Annotated in this window: 13 protein-coding genes; 5 read left to right on the top strand and 8 right to left on the bottom strand. The window is 66.1% G+C overall.

All coding sequences use genetic code 11. The features are described 5' to 3' along the window. Window positions 1-118: 118 nt before the first annotated feature. Window positions 119-1,084, bottom strand: coding sequence for an acetyl-CoA carboxylase carboxyltransferase subunit alpha (locus QMG84_RS06480; RefSeq protein WP_202073789.1), 966 nt, complete (start codon window positions 1,082-1,084; stop codon window positions 119-121). 181 nt (window positions 1,085-1,265) lie between these two features. On the opposite strand from QMG84_RS06480, the gene QMG84_RS06475 reads away from it, so the two are divergent. Together QMG84_RS06475 and QMG84_RS06470 are read left to right on the top strand one after the other, a co-directional pair. Then, window positions 1,266-2,138, top strand: a complete 873-nt coding sequence (locus QMG84_RS06475; RefSeq protein ID WP_281931257.1) for an alpha/beta fold hydrolase — start codon at window positions 1,266-1,268, stop codon at window positions 2,136-2,138. 163 nt (window positions 2,139-2,301) lie between these two features. Next, window positions 2,302-3,714: a hypothetical protein gene (locus tag QMG84_RS06470; protein WP_281931256.1), complete on the top strand. Its 1,413-nt coding sequence runs from the start codon at window positions 2,302-2,304 to the stop codon at window positions 3,712-3,714. 164 nt (window positions 3,715-3,878) lie between these two features. Here QMG84_RS06470 and QMG84_RS06465 read toward each other — a convergent pair whose 3' ends face one another. From QMG84_RS06465 to QMG84_RS06455, 3 genes are read right to left on the bottom strand one after another with little or no spacing between them, the layout of a single operon-like run. Then, entirely contained in the window at window positions 3,879-5,180 is a 1,302-nt protein-coding gene (locus QMG84_RS06465) for a TolC family protein (RefSeq protein WP_281931255.1), read from the bottom strand. After that, a complete protein-coding gene (locus tag QMG84_RS06460) occupies window positions 5,177-8,293 on the bottom strand; it encodes an efflux RND transporter permease subunit (protein ID WP_281931254.1) in 3,117 nt (1,038 codons plus the stop codon). The genes QMG84_RS06465 and QMG84_RS06460 overlap by 4 nt, the downstream gene beginning before the upstream one ends. A gap of 4 nt (window positions 8,294-8,297) precedes the next feature. Next, a complete protein-coding gene (locus QMG84_RS06455; protein ID WP_281931252.1) occupies window positions 8,298-9,419 on the bottom strand; it encodes an efflux RND transporter periplasmic adaptor subunit in 1,122 nt (373 codons plus the stop codon). A gap of 249 nt (window positions 9,420-9,668) precedes the next feature. Here QMG84_RS06455 and pepN point away from each other — a divergent pair, with 249 nt between their 5' ends. Then, the gene (gene pepN, locus QMG84_RS06450; protein ID WP_281931251.1) at window positions 9,669-12,317 is read left to right on the top strand and encodes an aminopeptidase N; all 2,649 of its coding nucleotides are present in this window, start codon (window positions 9,669-9,671) and stop codon (window positions 12,315-12,317) included. Window positions 12,318-12,440: 123 nt separating this feature from the next. Then, entirely contained in the window at window positions 12,441-14,870 is a 2,430-nt protein-coding gene (locus QMG84_RS06445; RefSeq protein WP_281931250.1) for a PAS domain-containing sensor histidine kinase, read from the top strand. Here QMG84_RS06445 and QMG84_RS06440 read toward each other — a convergent pair. After that, window positions 14,774-16,180 carry a sensor histidine kinase gene (locus QMG84_RS06440; protein WP_281931247.1) on the bottom strand — a complete coding sequence of 469 codons (1,407 nt, stop codon included), beginning with the start codon at window positions 16,178-16,180 and terminating at the stop codon, window positions 14,774-14,776. The genes QMG84_RS06445 and QMG84_RS06440 overlap by 97 nt on opposite strands. Window positions 16,181-16,338: 158 nt before the next feature. Between QMG84_RS06440 and QMG84_RS06435 the strand changes: the two genes are divergently transcribed. Next, window positions 16,339-16,797, top strand: a complete 459-nt coding sequence (locus QMG84_RS06435; protein ID WP_281931246.1) for a hypothetical protein — start codon at window positions 16,339-16,341, stop codon at window positions 16,795-16,797. Window positions 16,798-16,938: 141 nt separating this feature from the next. Here the strand turns inward: QMG84_RS06435 and QMG84_RS06430 are convergent, their stop codons facing one another. The 3 genes from QMG84_RS06430 to corA form a co-directional block, all read right to left on the bottom strand. Then, window positions 16,939-17,622, bottom strand: coding sequence for a response regulator transcription factor (locus QMG84_RS06430; RefSeq protein ID WP_202073798.1), 684 nt, complete (start codon window positions 17,620-17,622; stop codon window positions 16,939-16,941). Between the two features lie 213 nt (window positions 17,623-17,835). Beyond that, window positions 17,836-19,344: a Do family serine endopeptidase gene (locus QMG84_RS06425; RefSeq protein WP_281931243.1), complete on the bottom strand. Its 1,509-nt coding sequence runs from the start codon at window positions 19,342-19,344 to the stop codon at window positions 17,836-17,838. A gap of 266 nt (window positions 19,345-19,610) precedes the next feature. Then, the gene (gene corA, locus QMG84_RS06420; protein ID WP_281931241.1) at window positions 19,611-20,624 is read right to left on the bottom strand and encodes a magnesium/cobalt transporter CorA; all 1,014 of its coding nucleotides are present in this window, start codon (window positions 20,622-20,624) and stop codon (window positions 19,611-19,613) included. Window position 20,625 lies beyond the last annotated feature (1 nt).

Here is a 20,625-nt window from a genome sequence, read left to right as displayed (position 1 = left end):
TTCTTACCGGGCGCAGACTCTTTGCCGCCCGTCCGGCAAGCTAACGAGCAGAATGGGACCAGAAAGTGTCCAAACCCCTCGCCACCCCAGGAAAACGCTGCAATTCGATTTGTTTACCTTAACTTTTGGCTTCTATCTTGCGGCCCATGTTAAGGAATTTGTCCGCCCGCGCGGCGCGTAGCTGCTCGCGCGAGAAATTGGCCAAACGGGACAACTCCGACCAGATGGCCTCGCCCACTGCGGCGATGGCGGCGGCGGGATCGCGATGCGCGCCGCCGGCGGGCTCGGAGACGATCACGTCGATGATGCCGAACTTGAGCAGATCCTGCGCGGTGATTTTCATGCTGGTCGCAGCTTCCTGCGCCTTGCCGGAGTCGCGCCACAGGATGGAGGCCGAGGCCTCGGGCGAAGCGACCGTATAGACGGCGTGCTCCAGCATCAAAACCTTATTGGCCGCGGCGATGGCGATGGCGCCCCCGGAGCCCCCTTCGCCCACGACGACGGCCACATTCGGCACGCCGAGCGACAGCGACACATCGGTCGAGCGCGCGATCGCCTCGGCCTGGCCGCGCTCCTCGGCGTCGATGCCCGGAAACGCGCCCGCCGTGTCGACCAGCGAAATCACCGGCAATCCGAAACGATCGGCAAGCTCCATGAGCCGCACGGCTTTGCGATAGCCCTCCGGCCGCGCCATGCCGAAATTATGCGCGAGCCGGCTCGCCGTGTCGGAGCCCTTCTCCTGGCCGATCACGCAGACGGATTCGCCCTTGAAACGGCCGAAGCCGCCGACAATGGCCGAGTCCTCGCCAAACAGCCTGTCGCCCGCGAGCGGCGTGAACTCGGTGACGAGCTGCTTGACGTAATCCGAGAAATGCGGCCGCTGCGGATGGCGCGCGACCTGAATCTTCTGCCAGGGCGTCAACACTGCATAAAGATCGCCAAGCGCCTTCGCCGCCTTGGCCTCGAGCTTGCTGAGCTCCTCCGCGATCGAGACGCCGTCGCCCTTGTCGGCCAGCGCCCGCAGCTCCTCCACTTTGGTTTCGAGTTCGGCGACGGGCTTTTCGAAGTCGAGATAGGAGCGCATGAGCGGTTGGATTTCCTGCCGGTTATTGGTGGCGCCCGGCGGCCTCTCGGGCGCGCGCAAACTCGCTGCATCGGCGCGGGAAGTCAAGAAAGGTCGGCGTTGCGGCGTTCTTCCTGCAATAGCAGCGTTTGGCGCAATCCGCCCGGCGCGGTAAAAGTCTGCGAGACATTGGAGCAATTGCGTGAGCTCGACCTTCGCCCCCGAAAGCCATTTCATCACCGCCCGCGATGGCCTGCGCCTGCATTATCGCGACTACCCCTGCCCGGCCGCGACGCGGCTGCCGTTCGTGTGCCTGCCGGGGCTCGCGCGCACGGCGGATGATTTTTGCCTCGTGGCCGAAGCGGCGCAGCAATCGGGCCGGCGCGTGCTCGCGCTGGATTATCGCGGACGCGGGCGCTCCGAGTGGGACAAGGACTGGCGCCGTTACAATCCCGACGTCGAAGAAGAGGACATCTTTGCCGTTCTCGCCGACGCCGGCGTCGCCAGGGCCGTCTTCTTCGGCACCTCGCGCGGCGGGCTTCACACGATGCGCCTCGCGCGCGCCCGGCCGGGATTGATAAGCGCCGCGATCCTGAACGACATCGGCCCCGTGATCGAAAAGAAAGGCCTGCTGCTGATCAAGGGCTACGTCGGCAAAATGCCGCCGCTCCAGAAAATGAGCGACGCCGCCGCGCTGATGCGCCTGACCGCAAGCGTGGCCTTCCCCGCGATCACGCCCGAGCAGTGGGAAATCTTCGCGCGCCAGACCTTCGAAGAAAGGGACGGCAAGATCGCGCTGCGCTACGATCCCGAGCTTGCGCATACGCTCGACGACATCACGCCGGAATGCGAGGTCGAGGATTTGTGGGAAGCCTTCGCGGCTCTCGCCCAGCACCCCATACTCGCGCTGCGCGGCGAGACCTCGAACATCCTCTCCATCGAAACCTTCGCTGAAATGGCGCGACGCGCGCCGAGGCTCGAACGTCATACCGTACCCGGCCAAGGCCACGCGCCGCTGCTGCTCGACCAGCCGACAATCGAGCGCGTGATGCAGTTTTTGAATAAGCAGGACTGATACGCGCGCGCGACGCGCAGAATGTGAAACATCGTTGGCCCTTGCCTGTCGCCGCCCAACCGCATTAGCTTGCAACGCGGCGTTTCAAGAAAAACCTTATGAGGGGCGAGAGATGGCTTCCAATTATTTTCGTAACGGCTTTCGTGCGCGCTTAGCGTGCTCAGTGTTCGCACTGGCGACAGCAGCCTCGACATCCACTCATGCCGCCAAGCTGCGCCACGCACAAGCGGCGATAACGGCTCCAACCGCATCGGCAGGCGCGCCGCTGTCGGCGGATGACGTCTCCTGGCTCTTCCCGCCGCCCAAAAACGCCGAGGGCCTCGCCGACACGATCGCGATCGCCGATCTCACTGCGCCAGACCCGAAGGACGCTTCGAAACGCGAAGCCCTATGGCCCGCAGCCGCCTTTGCGCAATTCCTCGCCAACGCCGAAGGCCCTGCGACGCAGATCGGAAGCCATCATGTGCAATTGCCCAAGGAGGCGCATGACATCAAGGCATGGCGTGTCGCTGGTTTGCGCATCGACCCCGGCGCGCCCGGGCTCACGCACGGCGTCACCGAGCAATTCGGACAATCTCCGCAAGTGCGCTTCATCCTGCAGCCGGTGACGACGCAAGCCAATGGCGCCGTGCAGGTTCACGACGTCGCCGCGCATCTTGTCTACACTTTCGCCGCCGGGTTCGACGCGCCCGCCGAACAAGGCTGCCAGGCGCGCGTCAAGCCGGACATGGACGCGTTCAAGAAAGTCGCGCGCGACTTCGCCGGTCTGCGCGACGATCTCGCGAACGGCCGCTTCGGCGCCGTGAAAATCTCGACGCAAGGGAAGCTGCTCGGCGTGCATCCGGGCCTCGCCGATCGCCGCTCGGCGAAACCGCTGCGCGACGCGCTTGTGAATGTTCTCGAGCGCCATCTCACGGGCGGAAAGCTCAGCGCCATGGCGGTGATGGGGCTCGCCGACAATGGGCCCGAGCCCTGGATTTTCCTGGCCATGGCGCCGGTCGGGCCGGGCGTCGTTCCCTCATTGCCCAATGGCGGCTTCATTCCGGTGCGCGGGCCGGCGCTCGACGGCAAGCAATTCGCCGAGGGCCTTGCGGTGTTGGAGACGCCGCATCAGGTCATCCCGACGCCGGCGCCCAATAATCTCAATCCCATCACCTGCAAGAACGCGGCGCTGCCTGCGGGCGAGGCGGCGCTGCCGGTGGCGCAACGCAAGGGGCTCGCGACCGCCGAACTCTTCGACCTCGGCGACGCTAAAATCTCCAACCCCGCCACCATCAAGAAAATTCAAGAAACCGTCGATCTCATCGCCGATCCGGCCCGCAGCCATTTCTTCAACACCGACTGCGTGAGTTGCCACACCGATACGCGCCGCGCGATGGATCTCTTGAAAAACGCCAGGATTCCTGGCGTCGATCCGGCGGCGCTGCCCCAGGAAAAATGGAACGTGCGCAATCTCGGCTGGTTCCCGTCCTTCCTGCGCCCCGGCAAGCTCGAGGCGACGGCGACGCGGCGCGCGGCGTCGGAAACGGCGGAGGTGGTTGATTTCATCAACAGCAATGGATTGGCCAAGCCGTAGAGAACCGTCATTGCGAGGAGCGAAGCGACGAAGCAATCTAGGGCAGCGATGTGGCCCTGGATTGCTTCGCTCCGCTCGCAATGACGGGCATGGCTCAGCCGAGTGTCCCAGCGATCTACACCGTCGCAATCAAGCGACCGGCGTGTTTCGCTCGCAATGCCCCATCACGGCGCGTAACCCTGCGCCTGATTTACCCGCGATACCGCCGCGCCCACATTCACCGAGGCGCTGGCTTGCGCGCGCTGCGCATCTAACTGCAATTGCCGCACGCGGTAGAGATCGAAGGCGCTGATCTCGCCGAGCGCGAAGGATTTGCGCGAGAGCTCGAACTGCTCATTGGCGACCGAGAGGCGCTTGTTGGCGAGGCCCGCGGCCTTCTGCGCGGCGGCGAGATTGGCGCGCGCCGCCTTTATGTCGGCGAGAACGACGCGCTCGGCCTTCTCATATTCAGCCCGCGCCCGCGTCATTTCGGCGAGCGCCTCGGCCTGGCGCGGCGCCTGCCGGCCTTCGGTCGGGAGCGGTATGCGAATGCGCACGCCGACGGTCGTTGCGTCCGTGCGCTGATCCGTCACCGACTGCGACGGGTCGGTCGAATATTGCCGATTATGCTCCTGACGGCCGAAAACGCCGACATCCGGATTGTCGATCGGCGTCGCCTCGACGAGCTGCAATTGGGTCTCGGCGCGGCGCAGCGCGGCGAGCGGCGCGCGTAGCGCCGGATGATCCTCGATGTCGCCCGGGGGCTTGATCGATTCGAGCGCGCCATCCGGCGTCGCGCCGCCGGTAAGCGCCGCATAGTTTACGCGCGCGACTTTTTCGGCGCCTTCCGCCTGCGCGAGTTCTGTCTCGGCGGCGAGCAATTCATTCTTCGCCAGCAGCGCGTCGGCCTGCGCCGCTTCGCCGAGTTCCACGCGCCGGGTCATGTCGGAGCCGATCTCGCGCGCCGTTGCGACGCGGTTGCGCGCCACGGTCGTCTCTCGCGCCGTGCGCTGCGCCGTCCACCAGGCGTCGCGCAAAAGCCCCGCGACGTCGAGCCGGCGCAGGCCGATCTTTTCCTCGATCTCGATGACGCCGCTCGAGACGGTCGCCTCCAGCGCGTCGCGCTGGCCGGGCAGCCAGAGCGGCAGGCCCGCCTCGATCTCCGTCTCATTGTAGTTACGCAGATTGCCGGCGACGGCGTTGCGCTGCGTTCCGCCGATATAAGGCGAGCCGGGCGAGATCGAGCGCGTCGTGGCGTAGCGCGCCGAGACCGCGCCGAATTGCGCCGCCAGCGCCCTGCTCTGCGCGTCGATCGCCACCGCCATGTCGAGATGGCGCACCAGCGCATGGCCGAGCGGCTTCTTGCTCTTCTTTTGGCTGGCGCCGTCGATGTTTCTCGCCGTCACTTCGCCGCGCGGCTGCGGCGCGGCGAAGGCGGGGCCCGCGAGCCCGAGTATCAAAGCGGCGAGAAGCGGCGCGCCGGTCATAGCGAAGCCGTTCTCTGCACGGCGATGCTGTTGCGCTTCCTGCGCAAGCGCCAGCTCATGGCCCGATCGTAGAGGATCGGCAGCAGCACGAGCGTCAGCGTGGTCGCCGTGATGAGGCCGCCGATAACGACGATCGCCAGCGGGCGCTGGATCTCGGCGCCCGGCCCCGTCGCGAAGAGGAAGGGGATGAGGCCGAAAGCGGCGATCGTCGCCGTGAGAGTCACCGGACGCATGCGGCGGCGCGCGCCCTCGACCACGGCGTCGCGCGTCGTCCCCACGCCCTCGGCCATCAGCTTGTTGATGTAGGAGATGAGCACCACGCCGTTCAGCACCGCAATGCCGATGAGCGCGATGAAGCCGACCGAGGCCGGCACGGAGAGAAACTCTCCGGAGAGCCAGAGCGCGAGAATGCCGCCGATCGCCGCGAAAGGCACGTTGCAAAAGACGAGCGTCGCCTGCAGCGCGGAATTGAAGGTGAAGTAGAGCAGCAGGAAGATCAAAGCGAGCGCGATGGGCACGACGATCGCAAGGCGCGCCGACGCGCGCTGCTGGTTCTCGAACTGGCCGCCCCATTGATAGGCGTAGCCCCTTGGCGTCGTCACATGATGCGCCACCGCGGTTTTGGCGTCGTCGACGAAGCCGACGAGATCGCGGCCCTCGACATTGGCGAGCACCGTCGCGAAGCGTCGGCCTTCCTCGCGAATGACCTGAATGGGGCCGTTCTCGATCTTTACGTCGGCAAGCTGAGACAGCTCGACGACCTTCCCGTCGTTCGACACCATCGGCAGGCGCGCGAAATCGACGGAGGAGCGCCGCGAGGTTTCGGAGCCGCGCACGACCAGCGGCGTGCGAATGGGCCCTTCGAGCACGATGCCGACCTGTTGCCCGTCGACCCAGACGCGCAAGGCGTCCTGAATATCACTGGCGTCGAGACCGAAACGCCCCGCCGCCAGCCTGTCGACGCGCGCCGTCAGATAACGCATCCCGTCGTTCTGTAGCGCGAACACGTCGCGCGCGCCGGGGATCGTCTTCAACTGCGCCGCGACGTCGCGCGCGAGGCGGTTCAACTCGTTGATGTCGTCGCCGAAGATCTTCACCACCACATCGCCGCGCGCGCCGATGATCATCTCCTGCACGCGCATGTCGATGGGTTGCGAGAAAGCGTAGGAAATGCCCGGGATGCCGTCGAGCACGGCTCTGATCTCGTCCAGGAGCCAGTCCATGCCGCGCCCGCGCCATTCCTTCTGCGGCGCGAGGGTGAGGAAATTATCGGTCTCGTTGAGGCCGACCGGATCGATGCCGAGCTCATCGGCGCCGGCGCGCGCCATCATGCCTTTCACCTCCGGCACTTTCGTCATGATCTCGCGCTGAATGCGGCGGTCGGTTTCCGCCGCGACGGCGACGCTGATCGTCGGATGTTTGCGGATGGTAATGACAGGCGTGCCCTCGTTCATCACCGGCATGAAGGTCTGGCCGATTCTCGACCCCGCCACGCCAGCGATCGCAAGCCCGCCCAGAGCGATGGCCGCGACGACGAGCGGCCGCGCCAGCGCGCGCTGCAAAAGCGGCTCGTAGATCGCGGCGATTTTGCGGACGAGCCACGGCTCCCCACCGTGGCCGGGCCGCAGCAGGGTGGCGCTGAGCGCCGGAACGACGGTGAGAGAAAGCAGCAAGGCCGAGCCCAGGGCAAAGGCGATGGTGAGCGCGACCGGCGCAAAAAGCCGTCCCTCCAGCCCTTCGAGCGACAGCAGCGGCAGGAACACCGTGACGATGATGACGACGCCCGAGACAAGCGGCGGCGCCACTTCGCGCGTCGCCTCGAAAGTCATGAACACGCGGTCAGCGAAGCTTGCGTCATGCGCGTCCGCGAGCCGATGCTCGACATTCTCGACGACGACGACGGCGCAGTCGACGAGAAGGCCGATGGCGATCGCGAGACCGCCGAGCGACATGATATTGGCCGAGAGCCCCCACCATCTCATGACGCCGAAGGTGGCGAGCGCCGCAAGCGGCAGGATCACCGAAACCACGAGCGCCGCGCGGAGATTGCCGAGAAACAGAACCAGCAGGATCACCACCAGCACAATGGCCTCGATCAGCACCTTCTGAACGGTCCAGACGGCTTTGCCGATCAGCTCGCTGCGATCGTAGAAAATCTCGATCGTCACGCCCTTGGGCAGCGTCGGCGCAAGCTCGGCGAGCCGCGTCTTCACCCCGGAAACGACCGTGCGCGCGTCGGCGCCGCGCAGGCCCAGAACCAGCCCCCAGACCGCCTCTTCCTGGCCGTTGCGGCTGACGACGCCGTTGCGCGGCAGGGCGCCGTTGCGCACTTCCGCCACGTCGCCGACGCGAACGACGCCGGTGGGGCGCGCCGCGATCACGACCGAACGAATATCCTCCAGCGAGCGCAGCCTTCCCTCGGCGCGCACCAGCAGCGCTTCCTCGCCGTCCTGCACGCGGCCGGCGCCGTCGTTTCTATTATTGTCCTTGAGCGCCGATTCCAGCATCTCGACCGTGACGCCGCGCGCCGCCATGGCCGAGGGCGACGGCGCCACCTCGAAGGTGCGCACATAGCCGCCGAGAACATTGAGATCGGCGACGCCGGGCAGGCCGCGTATCGCCGGGCGGATGGTGAAATCGAAGAGGCTTCTCTGCTCCTTCGGCGTGAGATCGCCGCCGACGATGGTGAACATCACCATCTCGCCGAGCGGCGTGACGATGGGCGCCAGCCCTCCGGATGCGCCCGCCGGCAATTGATCCTGGACTTGCGAGAGGCGCTCGTTGACCTGCGCGCGCGCCCAGTAAATATCCGTCCCCTCCGCGAATTCGAAGGTGATCAGCGCGATCGAATAGCGCGTCGTCGAGCGCATATGCGTCAGCGAGGGAATGCCCTTGGCGGCGATTTCGATCGGCGCGGTGACGCGCGCCTCCAGCTCTTCGGGCGTCAGGCCCGGGGCGCGCATGGCGACAAGAACCTGCACGGGCGCGACGTCGGGAAAAGCGTCGATCGGGAGCTTCAGATAGCTCACGGCGCCCCAGGCGGCGACAAAGAGCGCGCAAAGGAAGGTAATCAGCCGCTGACGCAGCGAGAAGTGGATCAACTGCTCTAGCATGTCGTCATGGGCTCTCGGTCTTCGCGAGTTCGGCGAGGAGCGTCAGAAGACCATGCACGGCCACGCGCTGGCCGACCGCGAGCTCTCCCTGCACCGAGGCGAACTGCGGCGTCTCGGAGACGAGCGTCACCGGTACGGCGCGGAAGCCCTGAGGGGAACGCACGAAGACCCAGCTATGGTTGAGATAGCTCGCCACGGCGTCGGCGGACACGCGCCACTGTGAGGCGTCGGCGCCTTTCACGTGCAGGATCGCCTGCAGCGCCTGCCCCGGCCGCAAGGAGCTTTTCCCGGGGTGGAACTCCGCCACCGCCGTCACCGATTGCGTGGCCTGGTCGACGGTGTGACCGACGCGAATGAGGCGGCCCGCGAGATCGATCGACGGCAGAAGCACGCGATCGACGCTCCCGAGCGCCGCGACGCGGCCGAGCGGCGCCTGCAGATTGACCCAGATGGGGTCGAGGCGCGCAATGGTGACGAGCGGCGCCGAGGCCTGCACGCGTTCGCCCGTCGTGCCGTGCCGCTGCAGGATGGTTCCGCTGATCGGCGCGCGCACCAGAAGCGCGCTCGCGAGCTTGCGGTCCTTGCGCAATTGCGCGACATCGGCCTCGCTCATGCCGGAAAGGGTGAGGATCTGGCCCCGCTCCTCCAATGTCGCGCGGGCCTGGACGGCTTCGGCGCGGGTGATGATGAGCCGCCGCTCGGCGATGATGCGCTCCTTGAAGAGCTGCTCGTCCCGGCGCAGCTTCTCGGTGGCGAGATCGGCGTCGGAGACGGCGTGCAGAAAGGCCCGCTGCGCCTCGACCAGCTCCGAGGAGCGCAGCGTCGCAATCGGATCGCCCTCCTTCACATCCTCGTCGGGCGCGACGAGCAGGGTCTCGACAAGGCCCGCGGCCGGCGCGGCGACAACGCGGAGCTGCTGCGGCGGCACGGTCACAACGCCCGGCACGACGATCTCTCCGGCCCCGGTTTCCGCTTCGACCGGCTGCGTCTCGACGCCAGCGGCGCGTATCTGCTCCTCGCTGAGCGGCACGAGAATCTCCTGAGGCGCCGCGGCTGGCGGCGCGCCGAAAGCGTCCGGCGCGCCGCCAGCCGCGAGAACGAGAGTCAGGAAAAGCTTTCGCCACATGGGGAGAGACGCACCGGCTTAGAGCGAAAACGGCGCCAAGCGAGCGAAGGCGTCGGTCGGCGGATCGGAGGAAGCTCGGGGCGACTTTGCCCGCCAATGGCCGCCGGCTCAAGGCCTACCAAATCTTTGCCGTGAGTTTCCAATTAAAAATTCGTCACCCCGCCGCCCTGGCGCGGGCGCGGCCGGTCGCAAATCTTGCATAGCCGCCTATATTCGTCCGAAGCTCCGATTCCCTGCCTAGAGGTTTTCATGCGCCACCCCTCCAATGTCGCCGTCCGCCTTGCAGACTATCGCCCCGCCGACTTTCTGATCGACACTGTGGCGCTCGATATTTCCCTTCACCGGACGGAGACCAAGGTGGTGGCGCGGCTCGCGCTGCGCCGCAATCCCAAGGGCGCGCCCGGCGCGCCGCTCGTCCTCGACGGCGACGAGCTGACGCTGGTCGGCGTCAAGGTCGACGGGCGCCCGCTCGGCGCGCAGGACTATACGGCGACGCCCGACCAGCTCACCCTCACGGCGGTTCCCGAGGCGCCCTTCACGCTCGAGATCGAGACGCGGGTGGACCCGACCGCCAATACCCAGCTCTCGGGACTCTATCGCTCGGGCTCGGCCTATTGCACGCAATGCGAAGCGGAAGGCTTCCGCCGCATCACTTATTTCCTCGACCGTCCCGACGTGCTCAGCGTCTACACGACCCGCATCGACGCCGATAAGAGCGAGGCGCCGATCCTGCTTTCCAATGGCAATCCCGGCGAGACGGGAGACCTTCCCGGCGGCCGCCATTACGCCGTCTGGCGCGACCCTTTCCCCAAGCCCTCTTATCTCTTCGCGCTCGTCGGCGGCGACCTCGGCGTGGTGCGCGATCATTTCAAGACGACGTCGGGGCGTCAGGTGACGCTCGCCATTCACGTCGAGCATGGCAAGGAGGCGCGCGCCGAATACGCCATGGATGCGCTGAAGCGCTCCATGCGTTGGGACGAGGAGAAGTTCGGCCGCGAATATGATCTCGACGTCTTCAACATCGTCGCCGTCTCCGATTTCAACATGGGCGCGATGGAGAACAAGGGCCTCAATATCTTCAACGACAAATATGTGCTCGCTTCGCCCGAGACCGCGACCGACGTCGATTACGCCGGCATCGAGGCGGTGATCGCGCACGAATATTTTCACAATTGGACGGGCAACCGCATCACCTGCCGCGACTGGTTCCAGCTCTGCCTCAAGGAAGGGCTCACCGTCTTCCGCGATCAGGAATTTTCCGCCGACATGCGCTCGCGCGCGGTCGAGCGCATCGGCGACGTGCGCGGCCTGCGGCTGGCGCAATTCCCGGAAGACGCCGGTCCGCTGGCGCATCCGGTGCGGCCGGAGGTCTATCACGAGATCAACAACTTCTACACGGCGACCGTCTATGAGAAAGGCGCCGAGATCGTCCGCATGCTGCGCACGCTGATCGGCGACGATTGCTTCCGCCGCGGCATGGATATTTACTTCGAACGCTTCGACGGCACGGCGGCGACGGTCGAGGATTTCCTGTCCTGCTTCGCCGAGGCTTCCGGTCGCGACCTCTCGCATTTCGCGCTCTGGTACAGCCAGGCCGGCACGCCCGTGCTCTCGACAGAAGGCTCTTACGACCAGAACGCGAAGACCTTTGCTTTGACGCTGCGTCAGGAGATCGCGCCGACGCCGGGCCAGCAGGAGAAAAAGCCGGCCGTCATTCCCGTCGCCCTCGCGCTCTTCGGCCAGAACGGCGAAAAGCTCGACCTCGAAAGCGCGGATGCGCGTCCCGACGAATTGGCGCGCGGACTGTTCGAGCTGTCCGACTCAACCAGAACCGTCACCTTCAAGAACATTCCCTCCCAACCGGTCGTCTCGGCGTTGCGGGGCTTCTCCGCGCCCGTGCGGCTGGAACCGGCGCCCGCGAGCGCCGATCTCGAAAAGCTGCTCGCCTGTGACGACGATCCCTTCAACCGTTGGCAGGCGGCGCAAAGCCTGGCGCTGCGGGCGATCTTCGCGCGCGTCGACGCCGCCCGCGCCGGCGCGCCGCTGCCCTCGGCCCCGGGCTATGTCGCGGCGCTGCGCACGATCCTGAGCGGCGCCGACGCCGATCCCGCCTTCGCCGCCCAGGCGCTGTCGCTCCCCTCGGAAACCGATCTCGCGCGCGAAGCGGGCTCGAACGTCGACCCCGACGAACTCTTCGCCGCACGCTTCGGACTGCTCGAGGAGATCGGCCGCGCGCTGGCCTCTGAGGCGGAAGCGATCTATGCGCGCCTCTCTGAGGCCAGCCCCTATAGCCCCGACGCCGCCAGCGCCGGCCGCCGCTCGCTGAAAACCGTCGCGCTCGATCTCGTCGCCGCCGGCGACCCGGCGAAAGGCTCGGCGCTGGCGGAGAGTCAATTCGCCGCAGCCGGCAATATGACCGATCGTCTCGCCGCGCTCGCGCTCCTGGCGCTTCTCGGCGGCGACGCGCGCGAAAAAGCTTTCGCGGCCTTTTACGCGCAGTTCGAGGGCGACGCGCTCGTCATCGACAAATGGTTCGCGCTGCAGGCGACGATCCCCGAACCCGCAACGACGCAGCGCGTCATCGACCTCATGTCGCATCCCGACTTCTCGCTGAGCAATCCCAATCGCGTGCGCTCGCTGATCGGCGTGTTCGCCAACGCCAATCTCACCCGCTTCCATGCGCTCGACGGCTCCGGCTACGATCTTCTCACGAAGATCATTCTGGAGCTCGATCCCAAGAACCCGCAGGTCGCCGCGCGGCTTCTCTCGTCGCTGCGCTCCTGGCGAACGATGGAGCCGCGGCGGCGCGCTTTGATCGAGGCGCGTTTGCGCCGGATCGTTGCGCAGGAAGGTCTTTCCGCAGACACGAAAGACATTGCGACGCGCGCGCTCGCTTGAAACTTACCAAAGGCGTTAACCGCTCATTAAGCATCTGGACAATTTGCGCCCAAAGGATTCGAATGAAGGTGATTCGAGCGCGCAATCGCTCGGTTTCAGGATCGCCAGATTTCGGAGAATTGGATGGCGCGCGTCACCGCAGCTCGTGCGATGAGTCACGCGGAAACGGTGTGGGGCGCTTATCGTTTCGACGGCAATGGCGAGAAGGAGACGAGAGAAAGCCCCTGGCTGAAGCGGGCGGCTTTCATTGTCTCCGTCATCTGCCTCGCGTCGCTTGCCGCCTTCGCCGTGACGCTGGTCCACTCCATGCAGGATCAGCTTGTCCAGGATGCGATCGCCGATCTCGAGGTCTTTGCGCGCGTCGTGCGCCACGACCTTTATGAACAGATCCAGGCCGACGCGAAATTGCTCGCGCAGCCCTTGAACAAGATCCTGCCCGGCCGCGCCATGGCGCGCGGGCGGCGCGTTCTCGTCACTGACGATAGCGGCCATGTCGCGGCGGCCTTTCCGCCGATCGACGGCAAGAGCGTCACGCTCACCGACGTGCTCGGCGCCGAGCAGGCGCTGACCGCATTCGCCGACAAGGCGGGCGTCATGCGCGTTACTTTGCCCGACGGCGCGCCCGCGCTCGCCACGGTGCAAAAGCTCCCGGCCCCCTATGGCCAGGTGGCGATGATCTATCCGCTGGAGAATGTGCTCGGCGAATGGCGCACCGTCGCCGCGCATTACGCCATCGTCTTCGCCCTGACGACCGCGATGCTGCTTGCGGTCCTCTACGCCTATGTGCGCCAGTCGCGGCGCCGCCACGCGGCCGAGCAAGTCAACGCCTGCATGCGCCGCCGGCTCGACGCGGCGCTGTCGCGCGGGCGCTGCGGCCTGTGGGACTGGGACATTGCGCGCGGGCGTATCTATTGGTCGGACTCGATGTACGAGATGCTCGGCCTGCCGGCCGAGCGGCGTTGCCTCTCCTTCGGCGAGCTCAACGCTTTGCTGCATCCCGACGACGGCGATCTCTCGGTGATCGCCCAAATGGTTTCCGCCTCGCGCAGCAACAGCGTCGACCACGAGTTCCGCGCGCGGCACGCCGATGGCCATTGGGTCTGGCTGCGGGCGCGCGCTCAGCTCATCAATGACGCCGCGGATGCGGGCCACCATCTCGTCGGCATCGCCGTGGACGTGTCGGAGCAGAAGGCCCTCGCCGAACATACCGCGACCGCCGACATGCGTCTGCGCGACGCCATCGACGCCATCTCCGAGGCTTTCGTTCTCTGGGACGCGCAGAACCGGCTGGTGGTCTGCAACTCCAAATTTCTCGATCTCCATGGCCTGGCGCCCGAAGCAGCGACGCCTGGCGTGACCTACGCAAAGATGATGTCGCGCGCGACGGCGCCGATCACCCACACGGAGAGCGCAGCGGCGGAAGCGCGTTCGCCCGATGCGCGGACATATGAAGCCCGGCTCGCCGACGGCCGCTGGTTGCAGATCAACGAACGGCGCACCAGAGACGGCGGCTATGTTTCGGTGGGCGCCGACATCACCGCGCTCAAGCGCAATCAGGAGAAGCTCATCGAGTCCGAGCGCCGCCTCACGGCGAGCGTGACCGATCTCACGCGCTCGCGCCAGACGCTCGAAATGCAGGCGCAACAACTCGCGACGCTCGCCGAGAAATATCACCACCAGAAAGCCGAAGCCGAAGCCGCCTATCTCGCCAAATCCGAGTTCCTCGCCAATATGAGCCATGAGCTGCGCACGCCGCTCAACGCCATCATCGGCTTTTCGGAAATGATGCTGGCCGAGCCGTTCGGCGCGCTCGGCTCGCCGAAATACACCGAATATTGCGGCAGCATCCGGCAGGGCGGCGCTTATCTCAACGAGGTGCTGTCCGATATTCTGGACATGTCGCGGCTGGAGGCCGGCCTCGTGCGCCTCGCCGAGCGTGAAGTCGACGTCGCCGACGCCGCGCGCCGCGCCGTGAACGATTGGCGCGCCCGCGCCGAGGAAAAGCAGCTTTCCCTCATCGTCGAGGTCGATGAACGGCTCCGCTGCGTCGGAGACGAGGCGGCGATCATCAAGACGCTCAATGTTCTGCTCTCCAACAGCGTCAAATTCACCGAGCCGGGCGGCGTCGTGCGCCTGCGCGCGCGTCATCACGGCGCGTCGATCGCTCTTTTCGTCGAGGACAACGGACGTGGCGTCGATCCCGCCGTCATGCCGAGATTGGGGCGCCCCTTCGAGCAAAGCGCCGGGGTCATGGAAAATGGCATGAAAGGCTCGGGGCTCGGCATCGCCATCGCGCGCGCGTTGATCGACCTCCACGGCGGCGGGCTGCGCTTCCGTTCGCGGCTCGGCAGGGGCACGGTGGCGATGGTGCGGCTCTCCTGCGCCTATTGCGCCGGCAAGAACGTCACGCAGATCAAGACGCGGCCGGCCGAGAAGCCGGCGGCCAGAAGCGCCATTTATGCGCGCTCGCGCGAGACGATCGCGCGCACCGCCGGCAGCGACAGCACGACGCGCAACCCCGGTGCGTTGTCCTCGATCCGCAGGGCGCCGTGATGCAGCCTAGCGACGGCCGCCGCCATCGACAGGCCAAGCCCCGAGCCCGGCCGCGAGCGTGAATTCTCCAGCCGGACGAAGCGCCCCACGACCCTTTCGCGGTCTTCCGGCGCAATGCCGGGCCCATGATCAGCGACAGTGATCTCCACGCGTTCGCAGACGCGCCTGGCGCGCACGTCGATGCGCTGGTTTTCTCCCGTCGCGCCATATTTCAGCGCATTGTCGACGAGATTCACCAGCGCCTGCCCCAGAAGCTCGCGGCTGCCGGTGACGGCGAGGCCCGGCTCTGTCGAAAACTGCAGATGCACGCCCTGCTCTTCCGCCACGGGCTCGTACATTTCGACGATGTCGCTCACGACGGCGTCGGCGTCATAGGTCGTCAAATTGTCGGTCGAGCAGCCGGCCTCGGCGCGCGCGATCATCAGCAGCGCGTTGAAGACGCGAATGAGCGCATCCGACTCCTCGATCACCTTGGTGAGCGCCTCGCGGTGCTCGCCATTGCCGGAGGCGCCGCGCAGCGCCGCCTCGGCGCGGTTGCGCAGCCGCGTCAGCGGCGTCTTGAGGTCGTGCGCGATATTGTCGGAGACTTCGCGCAGCCCCGTCATCAGCTCCGATATGCGCTCCAGCATGGCGTTGAAATTCTCGGCCAGACGGTCGAGCTCGTCGCCGGCGCCCGAGACGGCGAGACGTTCGTTCAGATCGCCCGCCATGATGCGCCGCGCCGAAGCCGACATCATATCGACGCGCTCCAGCATCCGATGCGAGACGAACATGCCGCCGAGCGCGCCGACGAGCGCGAGCCAGAACAACGAGACGCCGAGCGCCTGGCGCAAGATGTCGCGCAGCACCTCTTGATCCTCGATGTCATGGCCGATCAGCAGCCGGAAGCCGCCGGGAATGAGAAAGAGCCGCATCAGGGCCGGATGCTCGACCCCCGGCTCGCCGCGACGCTGGTAGCGGGTCTCGACGAGTTCCCGGCCGCCCGTGGGCGCGGTGGCCGGCGACTCGATATTGCCGACGATGACCTCATCTGAATGCGTCGTCAGCAAATAGAGCGAACCGCCGGGCGCACGGACGCGGCGCTCCAGCGCGGTGGTGAGCTGGCGCAGCCCGCCTTGCGCATATTGCTCCGACAGCGCGCGGATCTCGGCTTCGACGGTCTGCTCGATCTGCTCGTTGAGCACCTCCTTCACGCGCGCGCCGACGCGCGTCAGCACGAGGCCGGCGCCGATGGAGAACAGGATGAGATAGGCGAGCGACAGCTTGAAGGCCGTCGTGCGAAAGAGCTTCCCGAGTTTTCCAGTAAACAAGCGATCTTCCTATCAGCCAGCGCCGCGCCCCCCGGGGGCTCTGCGAAGATATAGGCGTTCCGGCGCAATATGTCGCACGATCGCCCGATTGCCTTTTGGGGAACCAACCACACGGATTCGACGTTCATTGGCCAAGGGGCCAGCCAAGGTTCACGAAGATGCGAAAGAGCGTAAGAAACGCAATCCTTGCGTCGCTGAGCGGCGCAACCGCCATCGGCGCCATTCCGCCAGAAGCGTTTGCAGGGCCAATGACCATCGCGCCGCCAGGCGTGGTCAGCCTCGCCGCGCCGACGGTGGAAGCGCATTACTACCGCCGTTGGGGTCATCGCCACTGGGGATATTATCGCCCGCACTATTACCGGCATTGGGGATACTATCGCCCACACTACTATCGGCACTGGGGCTATTACCGGCCGCATTACTACCGCAGGGCCTATTACGGTTACCCGCGCTACTATGGCGGCTACTACGATCCCGCTGGCGCCGTCTTCGCGAGCGCCGCGCTGGGCCTGATGGGCGCCGGCATCGCCGCGGCGACCGCCCCGTCCTGGGGCTATGGTTGGGGCGGCTGGGGTGGCGGCTGGGGGCCCGGCTGGGGCTGGGGCGGCTGGTGGTGACCGCAGCCTGAGCGGGTTTTCTCCGAAATCCCGACTAGAGCGCATTCCGCAAAAGTCGATAGAGTTTTGCAATAAGAATGCGCTCCAGCTTCTGACTCTGCGCGCTTTCCGCTCTCATGAACTCGTGCAACGGAAAGCGCGTCAGCGCATGCCATCTCTAATCATGTAACCCGCCCCGCGGATCGTGTGCAGCAAGGGGGTCTCGCGCCCCTTGTCGATCTTGGCGCGCAGCCGCGAAATATGCACGTCGATCACATTGGTCTGCGGATCGAAGTGATAGTCCCAGACATTTTCCAGCAGCATGGTGCGTGTCACCACCTGCCCGGCGTGCTTCATCAGATATTCCAGCAGCCGGAATTCGCGGGGCTGGAGCACGATCTCCTGCCCGCCGACCATCACCTTATGTGAGAGCCGATCCAGCTCCAGATCGCCGACGCGGTAATGCGTCTCCTCGCCGCGCGGCCCGACGCGGCGGCGCGCCAGCGCCTCGATGCGCGCCAGAAGCTCCGAGAAGGCATAGGGTTTGGGAAGATAGTCGTCGCCGCCGGCGCGCAGGCCCTTGACGCGATCGTCCACCTGTCCGAGCGCCGAGAGGATCAGCGCCGGCGTCTCGACCTTTTGCTCGCGCAGGCTGGAGATGAGCGACAGGCCGTCCATCTTGGGCAACATGCGGTCGACGATCAGCACGTCATAGTCGCCTTCGCGGGCGGCGGCGTATCCTGCGAGCCCGTCTGCGGCATGGTCGGCGACATGCCCCTGCTCGCGGAACGCTTTGACGAGATAATCGCTCGCCTCTTTGTCGTCTTCGATGATCAATATGCGCATTGCGCCCATGATACTCGACCTTGCCAAAAAAGGCAGGCCGGCGCGAAAAATTGCGCCGGCCCGCCACGACGGGAGCCAGGAGGGGGCTGGCGACTACCCGTCGCTCTTCGTTGCGGGGGACCACCTGCGGGCGGGTGCAGTCGTGTGGTCCACGTCGCAAGAAGCTCGTTTCATATGCGCGTTCTCACCATAACTTCGGCCGAGCCCGCTGGTTCAGCCGGCGCTCTGTTTCAGCGGAACGGCGATGAATTTCGCGCCGTCGGCCGATTTCACCCGCAGCAGCACCGACCGGCGGCCTTCCTTGCGGGCGCCGTCGATGGCGCCGGTCAGATCGGCCCGCGAATTCACCGTCTGGCCGCCGGCCTCGACGATCACGTCGCCCCGGCGCAAGCCCTTCTGGGCCGCCGCGCCGCTCGGATCGATGTCGACCACGACGAGCCCCTCGCCGCCGGCGCCCGGAACCTGCGCGGCCGGCGCTACCCCTATGCCGAGGCTCGAGAGCTGCGCCCCGCCGCCCGCGCCGCCGCCTAGGTCTTCCTCCTCGGCGCGCGCCTCCTTCTCCTCGGGCAGCTTGCCGAGAGTGAGCTTGGCGTTCTTCTCCGCGCCGCTGCGGATATAGGTGATGTCGACGATCTTGTTCGGCCCCATGGCGGCGATGCGGCGCGCAAGCTCGCGCGGGTTGTCGATCTTCTCGCCATTGACGGCGGTGATCACGTCGCCCGCCTTCAGCCCCGCGGCTTCCGCCGGCGCGCCCTTTTGCGGCTGTGCGATCAGCGCGCCCTTGGACGACTTCAGCCCGAGACTATCGGCGATCTCCGGCGTCACTGGCTGGATCTTCACGCCGATCCAACCGCGCGACACAGAGCCCTTCTCCTTGAGCGCCGCGATCACATCCTTGGCGACCTCCGTCGGGATCGCGAAGCCGATGCCGACGGAGCCCCCGGAAGGCGAATAGATCGCCGTGTTCACGCCCACGATCTGGCCATGGGAATCGAAGGCCGGGCCGCCCGAGTTGCCGCGGTTCACCGGCGCGTCGATTTGCAGGAAATCGTCATAGGGGCCGGCGCCGATGTCACGTCCGCGCGCCGAAACAATGCCCGCCGTCACCGAGCCGCCGAGCCCGAAGGGATTGCCGACGGCGATCACCCAATCGCCGACGCGCGGCTGCGTGTTCGACCATTCGACATAGGGCAGCTTGTTCCCGTCGCTGACCTTCAGCAAGGCGAGATCGGTGCGCTTGTCCGTGCCGATGACCTTGGCCGGCAAGTTGCGGCCGTCTTCGAGCGAAATCTCGACATCGGTGGCATGTTCGACCACATGGTTGTTGGTCACGACATAGCCGTCGGCGCTGATGATGAAGCCAGAGCCCTGCGACTGCGTCATGCGTTTTTGCGGGGTCTCGCCGAAGCGCTTGAAGAAGCGATACATCGGATCGTCCGGCGAGAGCTCCTGGCCCTCGAACGGGCTGCGGGACTCCTCATAGGCTTTCACCTTGATGGCGACGACGGCGCCCTTCACCCGATCGACGATGTCGGCGAAGGAGGCGGGGCCGCTTGCCGGCGCGACAGTGACGGAAGGCGCCTCGGCGAAAGCAGTCCCGACGGGCGCGCCGAAAGCTGCGCCGAGCGCGATTGCGGCGCTCGCCGCCGTCAGCGCAAGGCGCGAGGCGCGGCGACGATCGGCCGTCAGGCGAGGGCTGCGCGCGAAAATCGGTTGATGCATTTCAAATACACTCCATTCCGCAGCGGCGTCTTGGGGAGAGGCTCCAACGCCGCCTGCGACATCAACATGGAGACCTGCCTCTTGCCGTCCAATGGCCGGCGGATGAAACTTTCGTAAGGGGAGGCGCGGCAGGAAAGTTCGCGAGCGGCGGCCGTCGAAACGAAACCGATGCGCTCATGCTGGAAAATTGGACCGCGAGCCTTCAGGCTCGCTGGCAAGGGGCGAGCCTGAAGGCTCGCGGTCCGCACGCCGGAATCACACGGTCTTCACAGCCACCCTGCCCTGCGAAAGCGCCAGTAAAGCGTCGCGCAAATCGCGAAGGTCACGCCGAGCACCGCATAGTAGCCATACCGCCATTGCAGCTCGGGCATGTGCTCGAAGTTCATGCCGTAAATGCCGGCGATCGCCGTGGGCACGGCGAGAATGGCGGCCCAGGCGGCGAGGCGGCGCGAAATATTGGTCTGCTGCATCTGCGCGTTCATCAGCCCCGCCTCGAAGGCGAAGGCGAGCGTCTCGCGCAGCGTGTCGATGCGCTCTTCGGCGCGGCGCAGATGGTCGCGCACGTCGCGGAAATGCGGACGCATCATGGGGTCGATCAGCACGATGTCGGTGCGTTCCAGACGCCGGCAGACGTCCTGCAGCGGCGCCACGGCGTTGCGCAGCCGCAAAAGGTCGCGCCGCAAAGAATAGAGCTGCTCGATCTCGCTTTGCCCGATGGCGTTCGTCAGGATGCGATCTTCGATGTCGTCCACCCGCTCATGAATGCGGTCGAGGACCGGAAAATAATTATCCACGATGAAATCGAGCAGCGTGTAGACGATGAAATCCTCGCCCTCGGAGAGCTGCCGCGCCCGCGCCTCGCAGCGCTGGCGCACGGCGGCGTAGCTCTGCGAGGGGCCATGGCGCACGCTCACCACATAGCCGGGCCCGACGAAGAGATGCGTCTCGCCGAAAGCGATGTGGTCGTTCTCCATCTGCGCGGTGCGCGCCACGATGAAGATGCTGTCGTCGAATTCCTCGAGCTTGGGGAATTGATGGGCCTTGGCGGCGTCCTCGATGGCGAGCGGATGCAGCGAGAACTGCGCCCGCACGCGCTCCAGCAGCTCGACGCCGGGCTCATAAAGCCCGATCCAGACGATATGCCCTTCGCGCCGCGCCCAGTCGCCGGCCTCGTCTATGTCGATGTCGGCGACCTTGACGCCCTCGTGATAGGCGACGGCGTTGACGACGCCGGGGCGGACGCCCGCCGGCCCGATCTGCGCGCGCGCGGGGGCGTCCATG

Source organism: Methylocystis iwaonis, assembly GCF_027925385.1.
In the GTDB taxonomy this organism is placed as follows: domain Bacteria; phylum Pseudomonadota; class Alphaproteobacteria; order Rhizobiales; family Beijerinckiaceae; genus Methylocystis; species Methylocystis iwaonis.
Note: the sequence above shows the minus strand (reverse complement) of the source record. Positions and strands in the feature narration are given on the sequence as shown.

Coding starts and splice junctions, on each gene's coding strand:
- QMG84_RS06445 (WP_281931250.1), top strand. CDS start 12,441: ATGGCGCGCGTCACCGCAGCTCGTGCGATGAGTCACGCGGAAACGGTG.
- QMG84_RS06430 (WP_202073798.1), bottom strand. CDS start 17,622: ATGCGCATATTGATCATCGAAGACGACAAAGAGGCGAGCGATTATCTC.
- QMG84_RS06435 (WP_281931246.1), top strand. CDS start 16,339: ATGCGAAAGAGCGTAAGAAACGCAATCCTTGCGTCGCTGAGCGGCGCA.
- QMG84_RS06460 (WP_281931254.1), bottom strand. CDS start 8,293: ATGCTAGAGCAGTTGATCCACTTCTCGCTGCGTCAGCGGCTGATTACC.
- QMG84_RS06425 (WP_281931243.1), bottom strand. CDS start 19,344: ATGCATCAACCGATTTTCGCGCGCAGCCCTCGCCTGACGGCCGATCGT.
- pepN (WP_281931251.1), top strand. CDS start 9,669: ATGCGCCACCCCTCCAATGTCGCCGTCCGCCTTGCAGACTATCGCCCC.
- QMG84_RS06480 (WP_202073789.1), bottom strand. CDS start 1,084: ATGCGCTCCTATCTCGACTTCGAAAAGCCCGTCGCCGAACTCGAAACC.
- corA (WP_281931241.1), bottom strand. CDS start 20,624: ATGGACGCCCCCGCGCGCGCGCAGATCGGGCCGGCGGGCGTCCGCCCC.
- QMG84_RS06465 (WP_281931255.1), bottom strand. CDS start 5,180: ATGACCGGCGCGCCGCTTCTCGCCGCTTTGATACTCGGGCTCGCGGGC.
- QMG84_RS06455 (WP_281931252.1), bottom strand. CDS start 9,419: ATGTGGCGAAAGCTTTTCCTGACTCTCGTTCTCGCGGCTGGCGGCGCG.